Here is a 19391-nt window from a genome sequence, read left to right on the forward strand (position 1 = left end):
ATGAATTCACCCTGATATTGCCCGAACCATTTCAATCCTACGGGGCCGTATTTTTGGAGCATTGGCGAAGCGGCGTCTAACCACTGATTACCGGCTTGGGTTTCAATTTCAAATGGCACATCGAAAACACTGGCGACGGTCATTTCCACCACACCCAAGCCATACGACAACATCATGCGCGCGTCTTCTTCACCGAAGCTGATCCCTTCAGATATTGATTCGGGCTCTTGAGAATCACCTGATTGTTCCGTTTGCTCTCGTTCTTGTCTCAACGCATTCACCGCCTCTAAGGCTTGTTGATCACGTTCATCCAAGACGTTGTCATCATGGGTGGTTGACGTATCAGTGCTCATGACTGACTCCTGATGTTTTGTTGGTTGATAACGCGATCCACAAGAGGCAGCACGTTCCAATTAATGCCAATAATGACCAACCTAACCGAAGGTTTGTGGTTTCGGTGGTTACGCTTTCTGACGGTTCAATCTCGCAAGAAGCCTTATCCGACTTGGTTTCGTTGGTTTTCGATGATGGCGTTGGGTTAGATTTATCACCAATACTGGATGTATAACCAGTAGTGACTTTCTCTGGACTGGAAACCATGTGGTTTGTTAACCAGTCTTGAAACGGTTTACCTGCACTTTGATTGGTTTTGCAACGTGGGCATATCGTATAAAGCTGGCCGAGCCGGCGCTTGTTTTTAGGCGGGTCGCCTCCTTCGAGGATTTTGTGCTCGCCAACGGCATGTATCGTGCACACTTCACCGCACCCGTGTGTTGGGCACGCAATGTAGCCTTTGATTGGATTCTTACTGGCCATGGTTCGCCTCCAACTCACACAATCTAAGGTGGAAGTTCTCCATGAGTGCTTTGAGTAATTGGGTCGACGTGGCGATATGATGACTGGCTTCTTGCGCCGCTTGGATAGCGGCTATGGGCTTTTTCAAAGCTGGGATACTGTCCCAGTCCGGTACCGACTGAGTGAGCGTCTGTTGCACGCTCTCCAGTTCCCTAACCAATTGATGGTAAGTCTGTTGGTGGTGATTCATTGTTTTTTCCTCTGTCTCACGACGTTGGTTGTCCCTGTCTCTCGACGTTAACCAATAGATTATAGCAATCAAATTACAAAACCTAATAGGTTTTGGTTATCAAAATCCAAGTTCAATCCCGCCTTCTTTTCCTGCTAAGCCGTCGCGCAGCGACTCAAAGCTGGTGGTTGTTCAACGTTTACCGTGTTTATCGCCATGCTACTCAATGTCTCGCGCCGTTAAGCTCCAGCTCGCTTGCGAGCACGTAGAGCGCCATCATTATCAAAGTTATCCCCGTGTTTCACGGGGTAACAGTAACTCTCCCTTACATCTATCTTTAGATAGATCACTAGTCTTTAGACTATGCGTTGGGATCTTGTGGGATAACGTCATGGAGCAGTTATGACGGCCATACATGACTTACTGACGCGCTTATCCACAACTCGAGTCCCACTGATTCAAACTCGGTCATTTTGAGGACAATATTGGCTAAAATAGGTCAAATATGAGGGTTTAGACGGATCGAGGCGCAGTTTGGCCTATGTACTTTAAGGGAAAGTAACTGCGTTAGTTTGAGTCGCACGACGGGCAAACTTACGCAATAAAGTGATGGGTGTGAGTAAATAACGAAGGTGAACGCCGGTTGAGGCCGATAATTTCTTTAGGTTCTTGGTCGCGGCTTGTTTTGCGTTCAAGTACGCCAAGTTCAAACCAATATCGCGGAAATACTTGTCTGTTATACGCTTTATCGACGCCAGTCCGTACCAATCTCCATTAATGTTTTCGCGTGGTTGTTTCGATGTGATCCACCCACGGTCTTTGGCATACTTCGCGCACTGTTTAACTCGCCATTCAGGTAATCCGGTTCCTCTCGCGACATTCGCCCAAGTACGCAATAAGAAACCATTCGCGGTCACCACACCGACTTTACTGGTTCGAAACTCCAGTTCGCTGACAAGGTAATCCATGACGCGCGCGACATCAGTTAGATATTGGCGTTGTGTGGACTTGCCAGATGGAGACAACAAATAATCGTATTGAGATGGGTTATCGAGCAGTTTTATCCAACGGCCACGATTCAGCGCCGCTAGAGGACGGGCACTTCGTTTACGTTGAGAGGTTTTCTTTGGGCAAAGTTGGTTCATAACAAATCAAAGCCTATTAAGCTCCCTTGCTACGATTTTTGACCGCCAATTTTTGGCGTTCTAAGATCTGTCTAAGTGAGACAATCAACAATCTGACACTCGATCTCAGCTTGCCATTTTTGACGGCTTGCTCTGCAGCATTTAGTGTTTCATCCACGTCTGGTTCATGATTTTTCATACGTCCTTCTAGCGTATATCTACCCCGATCAAGTTCACCCTATCCGAATTTTTACCTACTGGAAATGCCTGTCAGGGATGGTAATTCGGAGGGTTCTATCTTTTAATCGGTTCAAAGGACGGGAATTCATATGCACACTATTAACTATACAAATGCACTTTTAGATAGAGTAAAAGCCAAGTATGACCTACCTTCAGAGTATCAATTGGCTAAAAAAATCAAAGTAAGTGACAAACGGCTCTACAACTGGCGAAGAGGCATCTCTGGCATGGATTGGGACGTCGCTTTCATGATCGGTGATATGCTCGGGGAAACAGATCAGAATGTGGTGTTTGGCCTTCTGCCTAACAAGCAGAAAAATGAAAGAGTTATTAGAGTGTTAGAGGAAAACGGGCCCGACTAAATGGGCCGCCAAAACTTTACCCCCATATACATAATACGTACTGACGAGAATTGAAATCTGAGGCGTTTCAGAACCTATTACTCGCGGATTTTACGTAAAGCGACGCATAAATCTATCTATCTATCTATCTATCTATCTATTTATCTATTTATCTATTTATCTATTTACTTTATGGCTTTGACTCCGCGTTAATTGAATTAAATCGTGATGGCTTTATCACATGTCTGCTCACACTTAATTAAGACTTCTAATTACGGATGCCTCTCCAAAGTTAGTTCAGAGTCTCTGCTGGTTGAGTATTAAAAACTATTACGCTGATTTTGTTTCCCGAAAGAACCTAGATGATTAACGCTTCCACTAACTCTCGGTCTATTGTCCGTACTACCAATAGACTGAAAAGACTTGGTTACTCTTGTTCGCTAGATTTAACGGTCCCAAAAGACCAAGCGAACTCCCGAATCATCTAGTCTTGTTTATCTATGTTGGCTTGTTCTTCACCAAATTGAGTCAACTATCAACGTCATCAGTAACATCCGTACTCGTTTTTCAAACCACTAACTTTGAATTTTCTGATGCCCAACGCTCATTGTTACCAAACTGCGTTGCCATCCAAAACGAACTTCTCTAAACGACTTGGCTAATAGTAAGTTACAGTGCAACATAAATTTTATTAACCTCTGTCTGGACTGTATTACCTTGTCTCATAACTGCGATAATGACACTTCTATTACCAACAACTCTTTAAAATCAGTACAATCGCCCTATCGCTATTCACCGCTTTTTTTGGCATCAGCTCGCAGGCGCTTGCTAGTGAAAACGAAAACTCACCTAGAGAGCATGGTCATTTTTATGCTGGTGTTGATATCGGCTTTTTAATGAAACTGAATTAGAATATCGTGGCAGCGCCATTGAAGATTCACATCTGAACTATCAGACTTTAGCTATAACTTGATTGGAGGCTACGAATTCAATACACATGACGTCGTCAAACTGGGACTAGAGGCAGAGTACCGAAAAGTCGGAAAAGTTAACTATAACGACTTAATGGATATTGAAGGCCAAGCTTTCTTCGTAAACATTAAACCAAAGTTTATTGTTAAAGGTGACGTCTTAGATCTGTATGTATCTCTATTAGCCGGTGTTGGCTCTATGGATATGGAAGCGAAAGCTTTTGGAGTATCAGGTTCTAAGTCTGAAGCGGCCTACCAAGTTGGTGCTGAGCTTGGTGCGATAGTGACAGACAATATCGACATTCATATTGGTTACCGCTTTGCAAACGTTGAAATTGAATCCATCGATGTGTCACTTCAAACCGCTTACCTAGGTGCAAGGTACCACTTCTAAACTTGATTCACTCGTAGGCTCAATACAAGCCGTCCTTTTAAAGCTCGGCTTTAATTTCGATCACCTATTTCCCTACTCGACCTCTACTTTGACAAGACAATTCAACCATAAATAAAGTTACGTTGTATCTTTTGTTAAAAGTTACAACTTGAAAACTTAGCCTTAATATAAAATAAACCACTTTAACAGGCTACTATTTCGTGTTTAAATTTTGATCTGTCAAACAGTTATATGAACAAATTCGGTGATTAAGCAATCAAATGCTATGCATTCAATCTTTAAAATTAAATTAAATTAAATTAAAGTGTTAACATCAAGCAATTTTGTAAACTAGGTGTTTGATATGTTGCCTAAACTTTATAAGTTCAGATCGCTCCACGACAGAAACATACAATCTATTTCCGAGTGTTCGTTGTGGTTTGATTACGCTAAAACTTTTAATAACCCTTTTGAATCTAACCACGTATTCAACAAAGAGCTTCAAGAAAACTTTAAGATCATGTGTTTCTCTCAGTCGAGCGACCACCCAATACTATGGTCGCAGTATGGTGACAACTTTAAAGGCATGTGTATCGAGTATGATCTCAACTGCTATAATGGCGAGGCCAACCTCAACTGTTTTGAAGTCCAGTATGAAGACGAAACTAGTATGTTCCACCCGGCATCGCTAAGTGGTTTACAAACAGCAAGACTGGGAGCTGAGATATTCAAAATTAAGCATTCTAATTGGCGCTATGAAAAGGAATACCGTTGGGTATTACCTGATGACGAGATGATCGGAAATAAACTCTACCTTAATAGAGAATGCCTAAGCTCGGTGATTCTCTCAGAGCACGCTCCTGCCGATAGGAAGTTAAAAGTTCTGATGACTTGCCAGCGCCTTGGTATCCCTGTTAAACACGCAATAGCAAAGCAAGAGTCGTTTACCTTCGAAGTGGTCTGTTAAGAGAAATAAGCAAGATTATATTTACAAGTCAGGCACTTATATAAAGTTACAGCGCAACAAAAAAGAGAGCCACATTAATGCGACTCTCTTTTTATTACATGTTCACCGTAAGCTTTCCCACCACTTTATCTTGCATCTGCTCTGTCGTCGCAATAGACATTTGAACAGTTGAAAACCAGTAAGGTCGGTGCTTAACGTTAAATAGTTCACTATTATCTAACGCCTCGAAAACAGAGTATTTTCTACCTTGAGCCAAAGCTGCACCACAAACCGTTCGCTCAAGTACTGGAATGTCATTCACTTCCTCTAGAAGTGCCCTCTTGATGAACTGGTTCCCAGGGCTCCAATCGATAAATTCAACGAGATTTTTTAGTAGCTTAAGCTCTAGTTGCTCGAACATTGCTTCGAGAAACTGTGTGTTTGGCATCACTTCAGTACAAGCATAATATTCGTCATGCTTGTCACTTGCTTCACGATAACCAAGCATCGTTTTTACCAATGCGTCTTCAAACGTTGAAGAAAAGTGATTACAAATTAAAAACAAAGGCAGAACTCTCAACACGCCAAGTAAAATTCCTACGTTAGGGTCTTTAACCGACGTTTCTAGAAGTCGAATTCGAGTTGCATTGGACGTCGCGACTAAATGTTGCCAAACCTTAGGTGTAATGTGTTTAATATTTGCATCATTCCACTTAATCAGCTTCTGGCTCATTAGCAAAGGAAACAATAAACGGCAGTTTTCGATACCAATCTGTTGTGCTGCAACCTTAGGGTCGAGAATCACTTTGGACTTTCTGCCGTATTTCTCGTTAAACTCGGGATTGGAAACAAATTCGATTAAATTTGAACTCAATAATCGATTCTTTTCTAAAACCTTATGCAACTTAGAAAAATTTAAGGATGGTGAATACGCAACACTAGCGAACTGATTGTAATCGGGTAAGTCTGAGAATAGTGAACTTATTAGTGTGCCTTGAAGCTTCTCAAGCATTAGAGCCGAGGCTGCATTACTAACATCATCGATAACATATCTTAAGGTTTGTTGCTTCGCGTTGACTTTTTCACGATGAGCATTAACTCTATCTTGTTCACAGCGCAGTAGAATACGTTGATTATGAGATATGCGATCAGATTCATCAAATATAACGCTATCACAATACCTTTTTTCTAAACTTAATAACATGTCTACTGTAGATTGCGCGAGCTTATATTCAGGTGAGATTAACCATCGATTAAAGCGAGCTTCAACATTGCTTGAGACCTTCCTAGAGATCTCAACTACTTCAGGGGTATAACTTTTATTTTCTAACAACAACCGTGACTTTCCTTTGCCGTAAATACTCTTGTGTCGGCATATCCTGCCTTGATAACAAAACTAATACTAATGGAAATTAGAGATTGGTTCACGAAATTGTTTCAATGAAATCTAGATTATTTAGTTATAGTGCGCTGAAGGCGGCTAATACGTGATATGTAGCCGGATATACTTTTCTGGAAAGCTGTATTTGAACTTTGTCTTTTTTGGCAAGTACTTTTTCGCCTGCTTGCAAACGTTGCTATCACCAGACGTGTTCACCTTTTTGATTCTTGCGTAACCTTTAGAGTGCTTCATCTCAATCATCAGATCGCAATAACCCTCGAAATCAACATGACTCTTGTTGAGCCCTTTCATGACGGTGACTTTGATCTTTTTGGCGACAGGATTAACCAATGCATCGTCGGCAAAAACAACTAGGGATAAAAAACATAATAGGAATACTAGATATCTCATACTGCTGTCTCTTTGGTGAACATGAGAACAGTATGCGGAGATTTAAAGAATATGAAGGATTAACTTAGTATGAGGATTGACCAGCTCACGCGTAACTCTAAACGATTACGCTTTCTTTGAGCCTTTAGACTTAAACCCATTATGCGGGAACACGTTACGAATACGTTGTTGTACGTTTTTAGGCACATCTTTAGTGAACTTGAGATTGTAGCCAGAGCGTTTCGCATACACTTTTAACTCACCTTTAAAGGCGTTGTTGTGACCAATTTCTTGAAGGTTGTGCTTAAAGCTCGGTGGAAGATGACCTTTAACTTGTTCGATCGCCCCATCGCTAAATTTGATTTTTAATACCGGTCGATCAACAGCAACTAACCAAAAGACCAACGCCGCACCGATTAAGATCACGTACATCATAATGTCACCACTACTGTTGATGATTATTTATCGTCAGAAAGAAGCTTGCTTAAGTCTTCTTTGAGACTGGTTACTGTTTTGCTCGCCTGTTCACTACGGGACGCTTCGCTAACCAAATACTCGATGGCATCTGAGAGCGTGCAGCCTAGCTCGTTCGCGCGTTGAGATAGCTTTTCCCATACACGGTAATCAAGGTCGATTGATTTCTTCTTAGTATGAACTTGTTCAGCATTGAAGTGGCGTTTTCTCTTAGCTCTGATCGCTTGTTTAAGCTTGTTATCGAGCTCAGGAGACATGTTATTAGATATCCACTCAAGGACACCTGTAGGTTGGTGTTCGAGCTTCAATAAGGCTTTAACAGCAACGTCAGCTTCACTTGAATCAATGTGGCAGGTGATCGACTCGCCTTCTTTCCATTTTTTGACCAGATAGTTCCATTTCCAACCACATTCCAAGTTTTCAAGTTGCTGATATTTCATGTCTAATCTCGAGAGTTAATCCTAGTGACAGCGTAACCCAAAATAGGCTATTTAACAATTATTGTCTTGAAAGAATAGACCAAGATCATACTTATATTAGCTTAGTGATTAGTAACTACAACATAGAGCTACAAGCGAGATCGGTTTTTCTATATACTCCCTACCTCATTATCATAATCAGAAACTTAAATGACTCAAGTAGATTGGCGACATGTTACGCCTCAGTACGACGAATATAGCGCTCAATTAGAGCAATTCCCTGACATCTCGCCTTTCCCGTTTTCAGATATTCAACATAGATTCAAAGATGCGCTAACCCGCTTTGTCCGTTTGTCTAACCTTTCGCGTGTTTTACTTGTAAACGCTCCAGACAACTCGATCTATCGTCAAATGATTGTTGAATCTCTAATCACTGCTTTAGATGATCACACTCTACCGGTTATAAAAACTGAGTCTTTAAATGCTGTCTCTCTGTTTGACCAAGTTCAGTCAAAAGACGGTAAGGTTGTAGCGACAAAGCCCGGCCTACTGGCTAGAGCAAACAACGGCTATCTGATCGTTTCAGCAAACTTGATCTTGGCAAACCCTGGAAGCTGGTTACTGCTTAAATCAGCACTGCTTGGTGAAGCCGTAGAACCAATCAGCAGCAACCCAGAACACTTGAACCAATCCCCGACTTTGCCTTTGACTTACAACATTAAGTTGATTGTTGTTGGAGACAGAGCTCAACTAGGTGACCTTGATTACCTGGACAGCGATATTCAAACCGGATTTTGCCTATTTAGCGAAATTGAACAAGATATCAAGGTCTCTGAAGAGACTTTGACTCAATATCTTGGTCACCTTAAGTGGCTTCAACAACGCTATGAATTGCCAACCATCACGCAACAAGCGTTGACGGGCATTCTTACTGCCGGAGCAAGAGAAACGGAAGATCAAAGCTATATTCCATTATGTCCTATTTGGCACAATGCATTATTGAACGAAGCTCTGATTGAAGCCGACAATGGTGAGATTGATATTCACCATATCCAACAAGCTCAACAGCACAAATACAACCGTGAATCGTATCTACCAGAACGAGCTCTTGATGACATAAGAGATGGCCAAGTCATTATCGAAACCGAGGGCGAACAAGTTGGTCAAGTTAATGGCCTGACGGTTATCGATGTTCCCGGACACCCGATCTCTTATGGTGAACCTGCACGAATTTCCTGCGTTATTCACTTTGGTGATGGTGACATTGCCGACGTTGAGCGTAAAGCTGAACTGGGTGGTAATCTTCATGCTAAAGGTATGATGATCATGCAAGCATTTGTGAGCAGCGCACTAAACCTTGAAGATCCGTTGCCATACGCCGCTTCTGTTGTGTTTGAGCAATCGTACTGCGAAGTCGATGGCGATAGTGCTTCTCTAGCGGAACTTTGCTCTCTGGTGAGTGCTTTGTCTGAATACCCTATCAATCAACAAATAGCGGTTACTGGTGCAGTAGACCAATTTGGTCGTGTACAAGCGGTTGGCGGGCTAAACGAGAAAATCGAAGGCTTCTACCATGTGTGCAAGCACAATGGCTTAACAGGCGAACAAGGTGTGATCCTTCCAAGGTCGAATTTAAGACACCTCGCACTAAAGCCTGACCTTATTGAAAGCATTAAGAATGAAGAATTCCATATTTGGTCTGTGTCTAATGTAGACGAAGCAATTCCACTCATTATGAACAAACCATTTAGAGATGATGAACAAGAAAGCGTTCTGAGTAAAATCGCGGAACGTATTGAAAACTTTGAAAGACATGAGCACCCTATTGGAATCGTTGGACGCATTAAAAACTGGTTTGTCTAGTACTGATCGGACTTGTTTAGCGTACACCTGTTCACTAATATGCACCTATCAAAAATCGGAGTAATTGATAATGCAAAACAAACGTGATTCTTACACTCGCGAAGAGCTTCTAGCATCAAGCCAAGGCGAACTATGGCCACAAGGCCCTCAACTACCAGCACCGAACATGCTAATGATGGATCGCATCACTAAGATGTCTGAAACTGAAGGTGATTACGGTAAAGGTTTAGTTCTTGCTGAGCTGGATATTACTCCTGACCTATGGTTCTTCGATTGCCACTTCCCGGGTGACCCAGTAATGCCTGGTTGTCTAGGCCTTGACGCAATGTGGCAACTAGTTGGCTTCTACCTTGGTTGGGTTGGCGGCGAAGGTAAAGGTCGTGCTCTAGGTGTTGGCGAAGTGAAATTCACTGGTCAAATTCTACCTACTGCGAAAAAAGTAACTTACGAGATCCACATGAAGCGTGTTGTTAACCGTCGACTAGTGATGGGCCTTGCGGATGGTCGCGTACTTGTTGATGGTAAAGAGATCTATGTTGCTAAAGATCTGAAAGTTGGCCTTTTCCAAGATACATCAGCATTCTAATCTATTAGTTAGATTTTTAATAAAGCAGCCCATAGCTGCTTTATTTTCATTTCAATAAACTTAGTTATAGTGCACCAAAGTATTCAGACCTAAGCGTGAAATAGGTTAAATCCACCAGCAAGACGTTCTTATAATAGCGAGATTATAATAACTTTATAGCTCTGGGGATTAGCACTCTTCTGAAACTAACAAGGCTCCAGCCGTTGTAATCAACAGACAATGGAGCCCTGACCTTTAATTCTTTGTGCCCTATTCTACTTATAGAGACCTGATTGCTTGTCATCTTTGGCGTCACGCCATCCACCTAACCAATAAGACCGAGAATCCATTTGGCTATATGGGCAAGCTTCTTGCGACCGTCCATTTAAACCAGCCTTGTAACCTTGGGATTGTGCTCGTTCTAGTCGATCACGCTTTTGTCTCTTCATAGTGCAGTCCTCATACGGGTGTTCCATTTACTAACATACAATGATTACAACTTTGCGGAGTTTTTGTGACTCCAACTTTAAGAATCGACCAAATTTTCACTTTTCTCAAGGCGAAAAAAAGCCAGAGTTCAGAATTGTGAACTCTGGCTCAAGAGATAAAATTATTTAAATTTTCTGCGGAACCCTAACAGACCAAGCACAGTCAAAGTCAACCAACCTAGGCTACCACCTTGGCGCTCAACTTTTTCGGTGTCAGTGCTACGAGTTCGAATATCATCTTGAGTAGCACCGGCAATTGGAACCAGTTTAACGGCTACAACCTCTTCTACCGCATTAGACGCAGCGCCACCACAGTATGAGTTGTGAGACGTAGTATCGTATGGTTGAGTCGTGCCACCAACGGTACATTTAATCGCGGTTGCTGAGATAACACCAGCATCGTTGATGTCAGTGGCATCAATAATTCGGAACTTGTTGTTATCTCCAGACACATTCTCGTCGTTTGTCAGATCATCTAACCACCAAGCTTGCCCACCAAAGACTTTATCAACTCTTACATTATTTGGAGCTTCTACAGCATACGGATAAATAAAGCCACGGTGTCTACGCTCACTACCATCTACTTCTCGAATCGTCTCAGCATCAATTTGACCAACAATCTCATTGAAATTGTTAACCGCTTTCGCTTCACCACTTGAACCACCAAAGAATATAGAACTGTTCAAGTCAAATCTAGCTTGAGGATTCGAGGCATCCTCGATTACAAAAATCTTATTGCCAGCACTGCCGTTCTCTGGCACATAACCGTTACGCTTGGCATAGCCAACAGCAAACAAGTTATCGTTAATATCGGTCGCTACAGAGTTACTGTATTTGTACTCATCAGAAGAATTAGAGCTAACTTGAGCCCCATTAACAACTTTAGTCTCCCAAGAGTCGTTCACCAAATCGAGACCTTCACTAATAAATATACTAGCATTCATATCTTGAAGGTCACCGCTTCCATCTGATGTATCAAAGCCAACCCCATATAAACGTCCATCTTTTTCAGCTAAGCCACGCATGCTGCCTTGAGCGAAAAAGTCACCAGTCTTGGGAACATCCCCTTGAGCCCATGTAAATTCATGTGTAGATTCAGAAGACCAGATTGCAGCTTTACTACTAAAGGTTATATTAGAGGTATCTGTAGGGGCCTGATCTGTAGATATACTACCGAAGTTGACAACGGTGCCATCGCTAAGCTTCGCTACTCCCCAAGCCCGTGATTCAGAAGCAGAGTTTAGTGGGACCGTTGTGATAGCGGCATGTCGTATGTCATGACCATTAGACTCGACACCTAGAGGAGCTCCAGCCCCATCAAGCGCGTTAACAACTACGTTAAACGGACTTATGGATGATGTACCGCCTTCTACGAAGGCTTGAGCATTAACCTGAGCAAAATCATTTATTTCACTACTCCAAGTATTCCAGCGTTTAACCGCCCAACTCTCACAAGTAGAGTACCTTAATTCTCTGTAACAATAGTTCTCAAAATCTTCAAATTCCTGAATATATTGAAACGCTGCATCCATCGCAAAAGGAACTTCTTCGCGATAACTTAAACCCTCTTCAAAAACCTTCTTATTATTTTCAGAAATTCTAACCTCTACAGCCATCAAAAATTGATTGTTTGCAGGATCTTCGTTAGGAGAATTCGAACAGTTTGCGGCGGTTGAGTCAAAGCAACCTAACAATAAATCACTCGTTCCATCATTCGCAGAACCCGGTTGTATAGCAACACCAAAAGAGTTTTGGACATCACCGAGAACTATTGAAGTTGGTACATCAACCTCAACAACTGTGTACAAGGCTGCGTTTGCATTAGTTGCAGCAAAAACTAATGCTGCAACTGTTGTTAATTTAAATTTAGTACAAGTCATTATTACTTCTTAACTTTCCTGTTGTAGTGCCTCGAGCTCTTCCCAGCGCTCAAAAGCAACTTCAAGCTCCTGCTCTACTGCAGATAGCTTATCTAATACTGGTTGTGTCTGCTCTACAGATTTTGAAAAGAAGCTTGGATCGTTGACTTCTTCCTGAAGAGTTTCAATTTGAGTTTCCAATTCTTCTAAACGCATTGGTAGCGCTTCTAGTTCTCGTTGTAGCTTATACGATAACTTCTTAGGTTTAGCCTTAACTGGCGCAGTTTTGGGAGTTTCCTCAACTACTTTCTCAGGCTTTGATGGCTTTTCAACCTGTCGGTACTCTAATGCTTGCTTTCTTTGTTGCTGAGCGTCGTGATAGCCACCAACAAATTCTTCAATCACACCGTTACCTTCGAAGATCCAACTTGTCATAACCGTGTTATCAACAAACTGACGATCGTGACTCACTAAAAGAAGCGTACCCTGATAGTTGGCAAGCAAATCTTCTAAAAGTTCCAAAGTTTCGATATCTAGATCGTTGGTTGGCTCATCGAGAATCAATAAGTTATTCGACTTAAGGAAGATGCGAGCTAATAACAGACGGTTTTTTTCACCACCAGACAGCGCTTTAACAGGAGTACGAGCACGTTTTGGAGAGAATAAGAAATCTTGTAAGTAGCTAAGTGCATGACGCTCACGGCCGCCTACTGTCACTTCTTGCTTACCATCCGCTAAGTTATCGATTACAGACTTCTCAGGATCTAGAATTTCACGATATTGGTCAAAGTAAGCGACTTCAAGCTTAGTACCACAATGTAGACGACCTGAATCAGGCTTAAGCTGATCAAGAAGCAGCTTGAGTACCGTACTCTTACCACAGCCATTCGGGCCAATTAGAGCGATACGATCACCACGCATGATATTGAAGCTGAAGTCCTTAACAATTTCTTTGCCTTCAAAGCCAAAGTTAAGATTCTCAGCTTCAAATACAATCTTGCCTGAACGCTGACCATCGTCGATTTGGATAATCGCTTTGCCCTGCACTTCACGACGATTCAAACGTTCTTCACGTAGCTTCTTAAGCGCACGTACGCGGCCTTCGTTACGAGTTCTACGAGCTTTAATGCCCTGACGAATCCACACTTCTTCTTGAGCAAGCTTCTTATCGAATTCAGCGTTTTGCATCTCTTCGACACGTAACGCTTCTTCTTTATCTAATAGGTAGTTTTCGTAATCGCCAGGGAACGAGCTCAACTTACCACGATCAAGATCAACAATGCGTGTTGCCATCGATTTGATGAAAGCACGGTCATGCGAGATAAAGATGATTGAACCGCGGAAGTCTTTCAGGAAGCCTTCTAACCATTCAATAGTCGCAACATCCAAGTGGTTAGTCGGTTCATCGAGTAGAAGTACGTCTGGGTCACATACAAGCGCACGAGCAAGTGCCGCTTTACGTTGCCAACCACCAGACAAATCGGTCAGTTTTGTTTCAGCCGTGAGTTTAAGCGCAGCCATTACGTTACTTACGCGATCTTCGAAACGCCATGCATTCGCATGATCAAGTTGCTCTTGAACGCGAGTAAGGCGATTTAAGTTCTTTTCGCTAGGGTCAGTACCAATGAGATCCAGAAGATCATGGTAGATCTTCAACTGTTCACCGATTTCCGCTAGGCCACCAGCAACGTAATCATAAACGGTGCCTTCTTCATTACGCGGTGGATCTTGCTCAAGGCGAGATACAACCACATCTTGTGTGATTTGCATCTTGCCATCGTCCATGATGATGTTTCCAGACAGGATTTTCATCAATGTAGACTTACCAGCGCCATTGCGCCCTACTAAACACACACGTTCGTTTTCTTGCAGTGCAAAGTCCGCACGATCTAATAACGGGTGATCGCCAAACGCTAATTGCCCGTTATGAATTGTAAGTAATGCCATTCTTCTTTAACCAATCATTAAGTTCTAACAAGCCAAATGGCCAGTTAAGCTCTGAGCTTTGAGAAAGGTCAGAGCTTTCAAATTTGAGCACCGGAATAGTGACCCCGTAACGGGAAAAGAGCTCATCATCAAATGCAATGTCGACGACGTTGACGTGATGGCTAATGTTTAACTGTTCCGTGAGTTGGAATGCCATCTCACATAGATGGCACCCTTCTGTACTGTAGAGAGTCAGCACTATATATCCTTATACAATCTCTTAACTACTTATGAGTAATCAACCAGCAGTTATGAATGTGCTTATTGCGAGAAAAGTCCAATGGAAGCGTCTTAGCTGAGATATTCTGAGCTTTAAGACCTAACGCTTCTAGACCTTCTAGATCCATTTTGAAGTGACGTTTGTTGTTAGAGAACACAATCGTGCCTTCTTCACGAAGAAGACGCTTAAGGTTTTCCATCAACTGAATGTGATCACGTTGAACATCGAAAGATTGATCCATACGCTTAGAGTTTGAGAACGTAGGTGGATCAATAAAGATCAGGTCGTAAGAACCCTGCTCTTTAGCCAACCACTGTAAGCAGTCAGCTTGAACAAACTGATGTTGACGACCAACACGACCGTTAAGCTCCATGTTCTGCTTTGCCCACTCAAGGTAGGTATTAGACATATCAACCGTTGTTGTCGAGCGTGCGCCACCGGCAGCAGCATGAACAGATGCACTGCCCGTGTAAGCAAACAGGTTTAGGAAGTCTTTGCCAGCAGCCATCTCACCAATACGACGACGAGTGATCTTATGATCTAAGAACAAGCCTGTATCTAGGTAATCATGAAGATTAACAATCAGCTTAACACCGTATTCGTTCACTTCTAGGTTAGAAGAATCTTGAGCCATCTTCTGGTATTGAGAACGGCCTTTCTGCTTCTGACGAACCTTAAGAACCACGTTGTTTGCTTCAACGCCCGTTACTTGAATAGAAGCACGGATAATATCGGTTAGACGACGTTTCGCCTTATCTTCCGGTACATCTTTAGGCGCTGCGTATTCTTGAATCACAAGGTGACCTGGGTATACGTCAATCGCTACATTGTATTCTGGTAAGTCCGCATCGTAGATACGGTAACAATCTAATTGCTCTTTCTTAGCCCACTTGCCAATTTTACCGATGTTCTTTTTAAGACGGTTTGCGAAGTCAGGAGCAATCAGCTGTTCTTGCTCGCCTGTTGGACGCTCTGACATCGGACGATCTGAAATTGAGTAGTTCTTTTGGTAACACGGTAACGCACCGTTGTTCAATTTGAACTGTTTGTCTGCACGCATACGTAAGCAGCTCAGTAGTTCATCTGAACTAGAGAAGATAGACGCGTTACAACCGCCAAATTCAGCTTTAAGCTGCGCGCCAAATGCTGTGTAAAGAGCAATAAGACCCGGCTCTGTACCAAGACGCTCACCATAAGGTGGGTTAGAAACAATCACACCACCAGTAAACTCGGTAGGACGCTTAAGTTTTGCAGCATCACCTACTTCGAATTCAATCAACTCTTCAACACCAGCACGACGAGCATTGTCACGCGCTGTTTTGATCATGCGTTCGTCATTGTCATAGCCATAGAACTTACATTCTACTTTCTTAACGCCACGACGGCCTTGAACGTTCGCTTCCGCTTTCACTTCAGCCCAAAGCTCTGGTTCGAAATCTTCTAGTGATTCAAAACACCACTTCTGGCGTTTAACACCTGGAGCCATATTTGCAGCCATCATAGCCGCTTCAATCACTAACGTACCTGAACCACACATAGGATCTAGGAAAGGCTTAGTCGCATCCCAACCACTACGAAGAAGAATAGCTGCAGCAAGTGTTTCACGCAGAGGTGCACGACCTGATTCTGGACGGTAACCACGTTGGTGAAGACCGCTGCCCACCATGTCAACACCAAGAATCGCTTTATCACGGTGTAGACGAACGTGAATGCGAATGTCTGGGTTCTCTTTGCTGATAGAGGGACGAGGTAGAGACTTCTTCTCGAAGCAATCAACAACGGCATCTTTTACTTTCATCGCACCGTATTGGCTATTGCGGATTTCGTTGTTCGTACCATTGAAGTCAACAACAAAACGCTTAGAGCTATGGAATTGATTTACCCAGTTAACCGCAGTGGTTGATAGGTACAAATCCATGTCGTCCATACAAGTGAATTCAGAAAGGACACGTACAAATCGAGAAGCCAAACGGCTCCACAAACAACAACGATAAATTTGCTCATTGGTGGCTTTGAATTTAACACCTGCTTGAACAGGTTTTGCGTTTGTAATCCCTAGTTGGGTTAGTTCTTCAACTAATAAATTCTCAAGGCCATTTGAGGTAACCGCTAGATATTGATTCATAGTGTTCTTTTATTGATAAAAATGAGCTCGATTATACCTGAATTTGTTACTAGAGCATCACACTAAACTCGTCTTTTCATTGAATCTTTCTTCTAACTGGCTAGCAAACGCACAGTGTTGAAGCGATCGCTTACCCACACCCCCTTAGAACATAAGACTTATCAAACCAACACGATTCATGAGCAAATCCCCGCCAAAGCGACAATGTGAATTTATATTCACCCCTAAATTGGTATATACCAAACAAAATTTAAGGGTGAAAGTTAGCTACAAAAGGACAAAAACAGGGAATAAAGATGGGCAAATTACACTTCTGAAGATAAAAACAGGCAGAAATTAAGGTGAAAAAATAGTCGTAAGTTCACTATTTAAATGGATAAGCAGTGATGTATTTATCAGGTTGAGGTTTTTTAGGCACAAAAAAATCGGCTAATGAGCCGATTTTGGGGAAGATTTGACAGGTTGATGCGCTGCGATGTGTTTGAGAAATGATGGACTAGATTGAAGGCTAACCGACCATCGCAATATGCGTTTGATGAAGAATAGCGTTCGCGTCTATCATTCTATCGTGCATGACCTTAATTGAGTCGCCAAAGCGTAACCCTTTTGAAGGCGTAAGCAGAAACTCTTCTAGGTCGACAAATGCACATAGGCTCGCACACTCTCCCACTTCTAATACAATGAAATACCCTAAGCTATGCTCGTTATTCATTTGTACGATATCCCCTTCTTGAGGATATTCGTGGCCAGCGCCTTGTGAGTCGAAGAACCAACTCTTAGGCTGTACAGGCTTATGGAAGCGCTTTGCTGCCACGCAATAAAGCGCGAGTTCAGCTTGACGAGGCTCAGACAGTTCTAAGCCAGAAATTTGTTCTTTGAAGGTTTGGTATGAAGATGCGTCATCAACGGTGAATTCATTATCTCTAAACGCGCAGTCCACCAGCTTATTGCGGACCAGATTCGTTTTGAAAATCATATCCTCTCCGAGGTTTATCATTAATGAACATTGCTGCTCATCGTAATACCAACTCCATGTATCGCTAGGTTTAAGCATCATTTCGTCTCACACTGTTGAACCATTCCATTAGGTAAAACGCAAAATTACCTTCAATTACAGTAATTTTACTGAGCAATAGGCAAAAAAAAAGAGGAAATGAATTCCTCTTTCTTATCGCTTTTCTCTACAACTCAGTGAGTTACAGTGTCTCTTTTAGTAAGACGATGCCAGATTGTCGCTTTTCAAAAATAAAAGCAATTTCCGCTTATAGATTTTTAACGATGTCGCCAACTAGGCCTGGGCCTTTGTAGATGAAACCAGAGTAAACCTGTACAAGCTTAGCGCCCGCCATCATTTTCTCTTTTGCAGCAACATACGAGTCAACACCACCTACTCCAATGATCGGCAGTTTGTCACCAAGCTCTTCATGAAGTTTACGAACTACCTCAGTACTACGAGATTGAACTGGACGTCCACTTAGGCCACCCGCTTCATCGCAATGTTTCATGCCTTCAACGATTGAACGATCCAATGTTGTGTTTGTTGCGATCACACCATCGATCTTATTTTTGATCAATGATTCACAAATTTGGCGAATTTCGTCGTCGCTTAGATCCGGAGCAATCTTAAGAGCAAGAGGCACATATTTACCATGCTTCTCTTCCAGTTCAGATTGTTTGGTTTTAAGTTCAGACAATAGATCGTCTAGAGCTTCGCCGTATTGTAGAGAACGAAGTCCTGGAGTATTTGGTGAAGAGATGTTCACAGCAATGTAACCAGCGTATTGATATACCTTCTCCATACAGATCAAGTAATCTTCAGCGCCCTTTTCAATTGGTGTGTCTTTGTTCTTACCGATGTTAATGCCTAAGATGCCATCGTAGTTCGACTTCTTAACATTCTCAACAAGGTTGTCGACGCCTAGGTTGTTAAAGCCCATGCGGTTGATGATACCTTCAGCTTCAACAAGACGGAATAAACGAGGTTTGTCGTTACCCGCTTGTGGACGTGGAGTCACTGTTCCTACTTCTACGAAACCAAAACCCATTGCACCAAATGCATCGATACATTCGCCGTTTTTATCTAGGCCGGCAGCTAAGCCAACTGGGTTTTTAAAAGTAAGACCCATGCACTCTACAGGTCGGTGAGGTAATTGTTGGCGATACAAAAGATCAATAGGTGTGCCTGTGAAGCGCTTGAAATTTTGAATTGCAAGATCATGTGCCTTTTCGGCATCAAGTTGGAAAAAGCCAGTTCTGGCTAGACGGTAAAGCATTGTGCCTCCGATAGAAAAAAGCCCCGTGTAAACGGGGCGATATTATTTACTTATTTACCCAACTATTCAATCTATTACTGTCTGTAAGGGTAAGATAATCGAGTTTGCTAACGAATGAGGTTCATTATTAAGCAAACGTTATCGTTTCTTCAGGTTATTAAGCCATTTCTAATCTCAACCTTAGTACAGCCACCAGCTCACTTAACAAAAAACAACGTGTCCGTCTAAGTTGGTCCTTCAAAAATCGTGAGGTCTATTGATCCCACTTTACCGAAACGAAAAAGGCAGACCTTGTGGCCTGCCCTTATAGTTTTTGTCTTATCTAGTGA

At 42.4% G+C, this 19391-nt stretch carries 20 protein-coding genes and 1 pseudogene; 5 read left to right on the forward strand and 16 right to left on the reverse strand.

The features are described 5' to 3' along the window. From IQQ51_RS26805 to IQQ51_RS07915, 5 genes are all read right to left on the reverse strand, one after another. Nucleotides 1–353: hypothetical protein (locus IQQ51_RS26805; RefSeq protein WP_228012740.1), on the reverse strand; the 353-nt coding region annotated here is incomplete at its 3' end. Further along, nucleotides 343–816 (reverse strand): hypothetical protein, encoded by a 474-nt coding sequence (locus tag IQQ51_RS07900; RefSeq protein ID WP_193840765.1) that lies wholly within the window; start codon nucleotides 814–816, stop codon nucleotides 343–345. The genes IQQ51_RS26805 and IQQ51_RS07900, both read right to left, overlap by 11 nt. After that, nucleotides 806–1045 carry a hypothetical protein gene (locus IQQ51_RS07905; RefSeq protein WP_048612119.1) on the reverse strand — a complete coding sequence of 80 codons (240 nt, stop codon included), beginning with the start codon at nucleotides 1043–1045 and terminating at the stop codon, nucleotides 806–808. The genes IQQ51_RS07900 and IQQ51_RS07905 overlap by 11 nt, the downstream gene beginning before the upstream one ends. Before the next feature lie 527 nt (nucleotides 1046–1572). Then, the gene (locus IQQ51_RS07910; RefSeq protein ID WP_193840766.1) at nucleotides 1573–2169 is read right to left on the reverse strand and encodes a hypothetical protein; all 597 of its coding nucleotides are present in this window, start codon (nucleotides 2167–2169) and stop codon (nucleotides 1573–1575) included. A gap of 16 nt (nucleotides 2170–2185) precedes the next feature. Then, a complete protein-coding gene (locus IQQ51_RS07915; protein ID WP_193840767.1) occupies nucleotides 2186–2347 on the reverse strand; it encodes a hypothetical protein in 162 nt (53 codons plus the stop codon). Nucleotides 2348–2477: 130 nt separating this feature from the next. On the opposite strand from IQQ51_RS07915, the gene IQQ51_RS07920 reads away from it, so the two are divergent. The 3 genes and pseudogenes from IQQ51_RS07920 (at nucleotide 2478) to IQQ51_RS07930 (ending at nucleotide 5040) form a co-directional block, all read left to right on the forward strand. Further along, nucleotides 2478–2750, forward strand: coding sequence for a transcriptional regulator (locus IQQ51_RS07920; protein WP_193840768.1), 273 nt, complete (start codon nucleotides 2478–2480; stop codon nucleotides 2748–2750). A gap of 746 nt (nucleotides 2751–3496) precedes the next feature. Next, nucleotides 3497–4094, forward strand: a pseudogene (locus IQQ51_RS07925) (porin family protein). A 343-nt stretch (nucleotides 4095–4437) separates the two neighbouring features. Then, a complete protein-coding gene (locus IQQ51_RS07930) occupies nucleotides 4438–5040 on the forward strand; it encodes a DUF2971 domain-containing protein (RefSeq protein WP_193840769.1) in 603 nt (200 codons plus the stop codon). A 94-nt stretch (nucleotides 5041–5134) separates the two neighbouring features. On the opposite strand, the gene IQQ51_RS07935 is transcribed toward IQQ51_RS07930, so the two are convergent. From IQQ51_RS07935 to matP, 4 genes are all read right to left on the reverse strand, one after another. Beyond that, nucleotides 5135–6355: a hypothetical protein gene (locus tag IQQ51_RS07935; RefSeq protein ID WP_193840770.1), complete on the reverse strand. Its 1221-nt coding sequence runs from the start codon at nucleotides 6353–6355 to the stop codon at nucleotides 5135–5137. A 144-nt stretch (nucleotides 6356–6499) separates the two neighbouring features. Further along, complete coding sequence (locus tag IQQ51_RS07940; RefSeq protein WP_193840771.1) at nucleotides 6500–6811, reverse strand: hypothetical protein; 312 nt, start codon at nucleotides 6809–6811, stop codon at nucleotides 6500–6502. Nucleotides 6812–6916: 105 nt separating this feature from the next. Continuing rightward, nucleotides 6917–7225 carry a DUF3634 family protein gene (locus IQQ51_RS07945; RefSeq protein ID WP_048612126.1) on the reverse strand — a complete coding sequence of 103 codons (309 nt, stop codon included), beginning with the start codon at nucleotides 7223–7225 and terminating at the stop codon, nucleotides 6917–6919. 23 nt (nucleotides 7226–7248) lie between these two features. Beyond that, nucleotides 7249–7704, reverse strand: coding sequence for a macrodomain Ter protein MatP (matP, locus tag IQQ51_RS07950; RefSeq protein ID WP_017059673.1), 456 nt, complete (start codon nucleotides 7702–7704; stop codon nucleotides 7249–7251). A gap of 189 nt (nucleotides 7705–7893) precedes the next feature. On the opposite strand from matP, the gene IQQ51_RS07955 reads away from it, so the two are divergent. Continuing rightward, nucleotides 7894–9546: an AAA family ATPase gene (locus IQQ51_RS07955; protein WP_193840772.1), complete on the forward strand. Its 1653-nt coding sequence runs from the start codon at nucleotides 7894–7896 to the stop codon at nucleotides 9544–9546. Between the two features lie 70 nt (nucleotides 9547–9616). Then, nucleotides 9617–10132 (forward strand): bifunctional 3-hydroxydecanoyl-ACP dehydratase/trans-2-decenoyl-ACP isomerase, encoded by a 516-nt coding sequence (gene fabA, locus IQQ51_RS07960; RefSeq protein ID WP_017059675.1) that lies wholly within the window; start codon nucleotides 9617–9619, stop codon nucleotides 10130–10132. Nucleotides 10133–10386: 254 nt separating this feature from the next. On the opposite strand, the gene rmf is transcribed toward fabA, so the two are convergent. The 7 genes from rmf to pyrD form a co-directional block, all read right to left on the reverse strand. Then, entirely contained in the window at nucleotides 10387–10560 is a 174-nt protein-coding gene (gene rmf, locus IQQ51_RS07965) for a ribosome modulation factor (protein WP_017059676.1), read from the reverse strand. A gap of 161 nt (nucleotides 10561–10721) precedes the next feature. Beyond that, complete coding sequence (locus IQQ51_RS07970; RefSeq protein WP_193840773.1) at nucleotides 10722–12479, reverse strand: DUF3466 family protein; 1758 nt, start codon at nucleotides 12477–12479, stop codon at nucleotides 10722–10724. A 9-nt stretch (nucleotides 12480–12488) separates the two neighbouring features. Beyond that, a complete protein-coding gene (locus tag IQQ51_RS07975; protein ID WP_050642974.1) occupies nucleotides 12489–14405 on the reverse strand; it encodes an ABC transporter ATP-binding protein in 1917 nt (638 codons plus the stop codon). Further along, nucleotides 14383–14643 (reverse strand): glutaredoxin family protein, encoded by a 261-nt coding sequence (locus tag IQQ51_RS07980; RefSeq protein ID WP_019823251.1) that lies wholly within the window; start codon nucleotides 14641–14643, stop codon nucleotides 14383–14385. The genes IQQ51_RS07975 and IQQ51_RS07980 overlap by 23 nt, the downstream gene beginning before the upstream one ends. Nucleotides 14644–14668: 25 nt before the next feature. Next, nucleotides 14669–16789: a bifunctional 23S rRNA (guanine(2069)-N(7))-methyltransferase RlmK/23S rRNA (guanine(2445)-N(2))-methyltransferase RlmL gene (rlmKL, locus tag IQQ51_RS07985; RefSeq protein WP_193840774.1), complete on the reverse strand. Its 2121-nt coding sequence runs from the start codon at nucleotides 16787–16789 to the stop codon at nucleotides 14669–14671. A 508-nt stretch (nucleotides 16790–17297) separates the two neighbouring features. Next, the gene (locus IQQ51_RS07990; RefSeq protein ID WP_193840775.1) at nucleotides 17298–17846 is read right to left on the reverse strand and encodes a cell division protein ZapC; all 549 of its coding nucleotides are present in this window, start codon (nucleotides 17844–17846) and stop codon (nucleotides 17298–17300) included. Nucleotides 17847–18051: 205 nt separating this feature from the next. After that, on the reverse strand, nucleotides 18052–19062 hold the full coding sequence (gene pyrD / locus IQQ51_RS07995; RefSeq protein WP_017063847.1) for a quinone-dependent dihydroorotate dehydrogenase: 1011 nt from the start codon (nucleotides 19060–19062) through the stop codon (nucleotides 18052–18054). Nucleotides 19063–19391: the final 329 nt, after the last annotated feature.

The organism is Vibrio sp. OPT18, assembly GCF_015163615.1.
GTDB lineage: Bacteria > Pseudomonadota > Gammaproteobacteria > Enterobacterales > Vibrionaceae > Vibrio > Vibrio coralliirubri.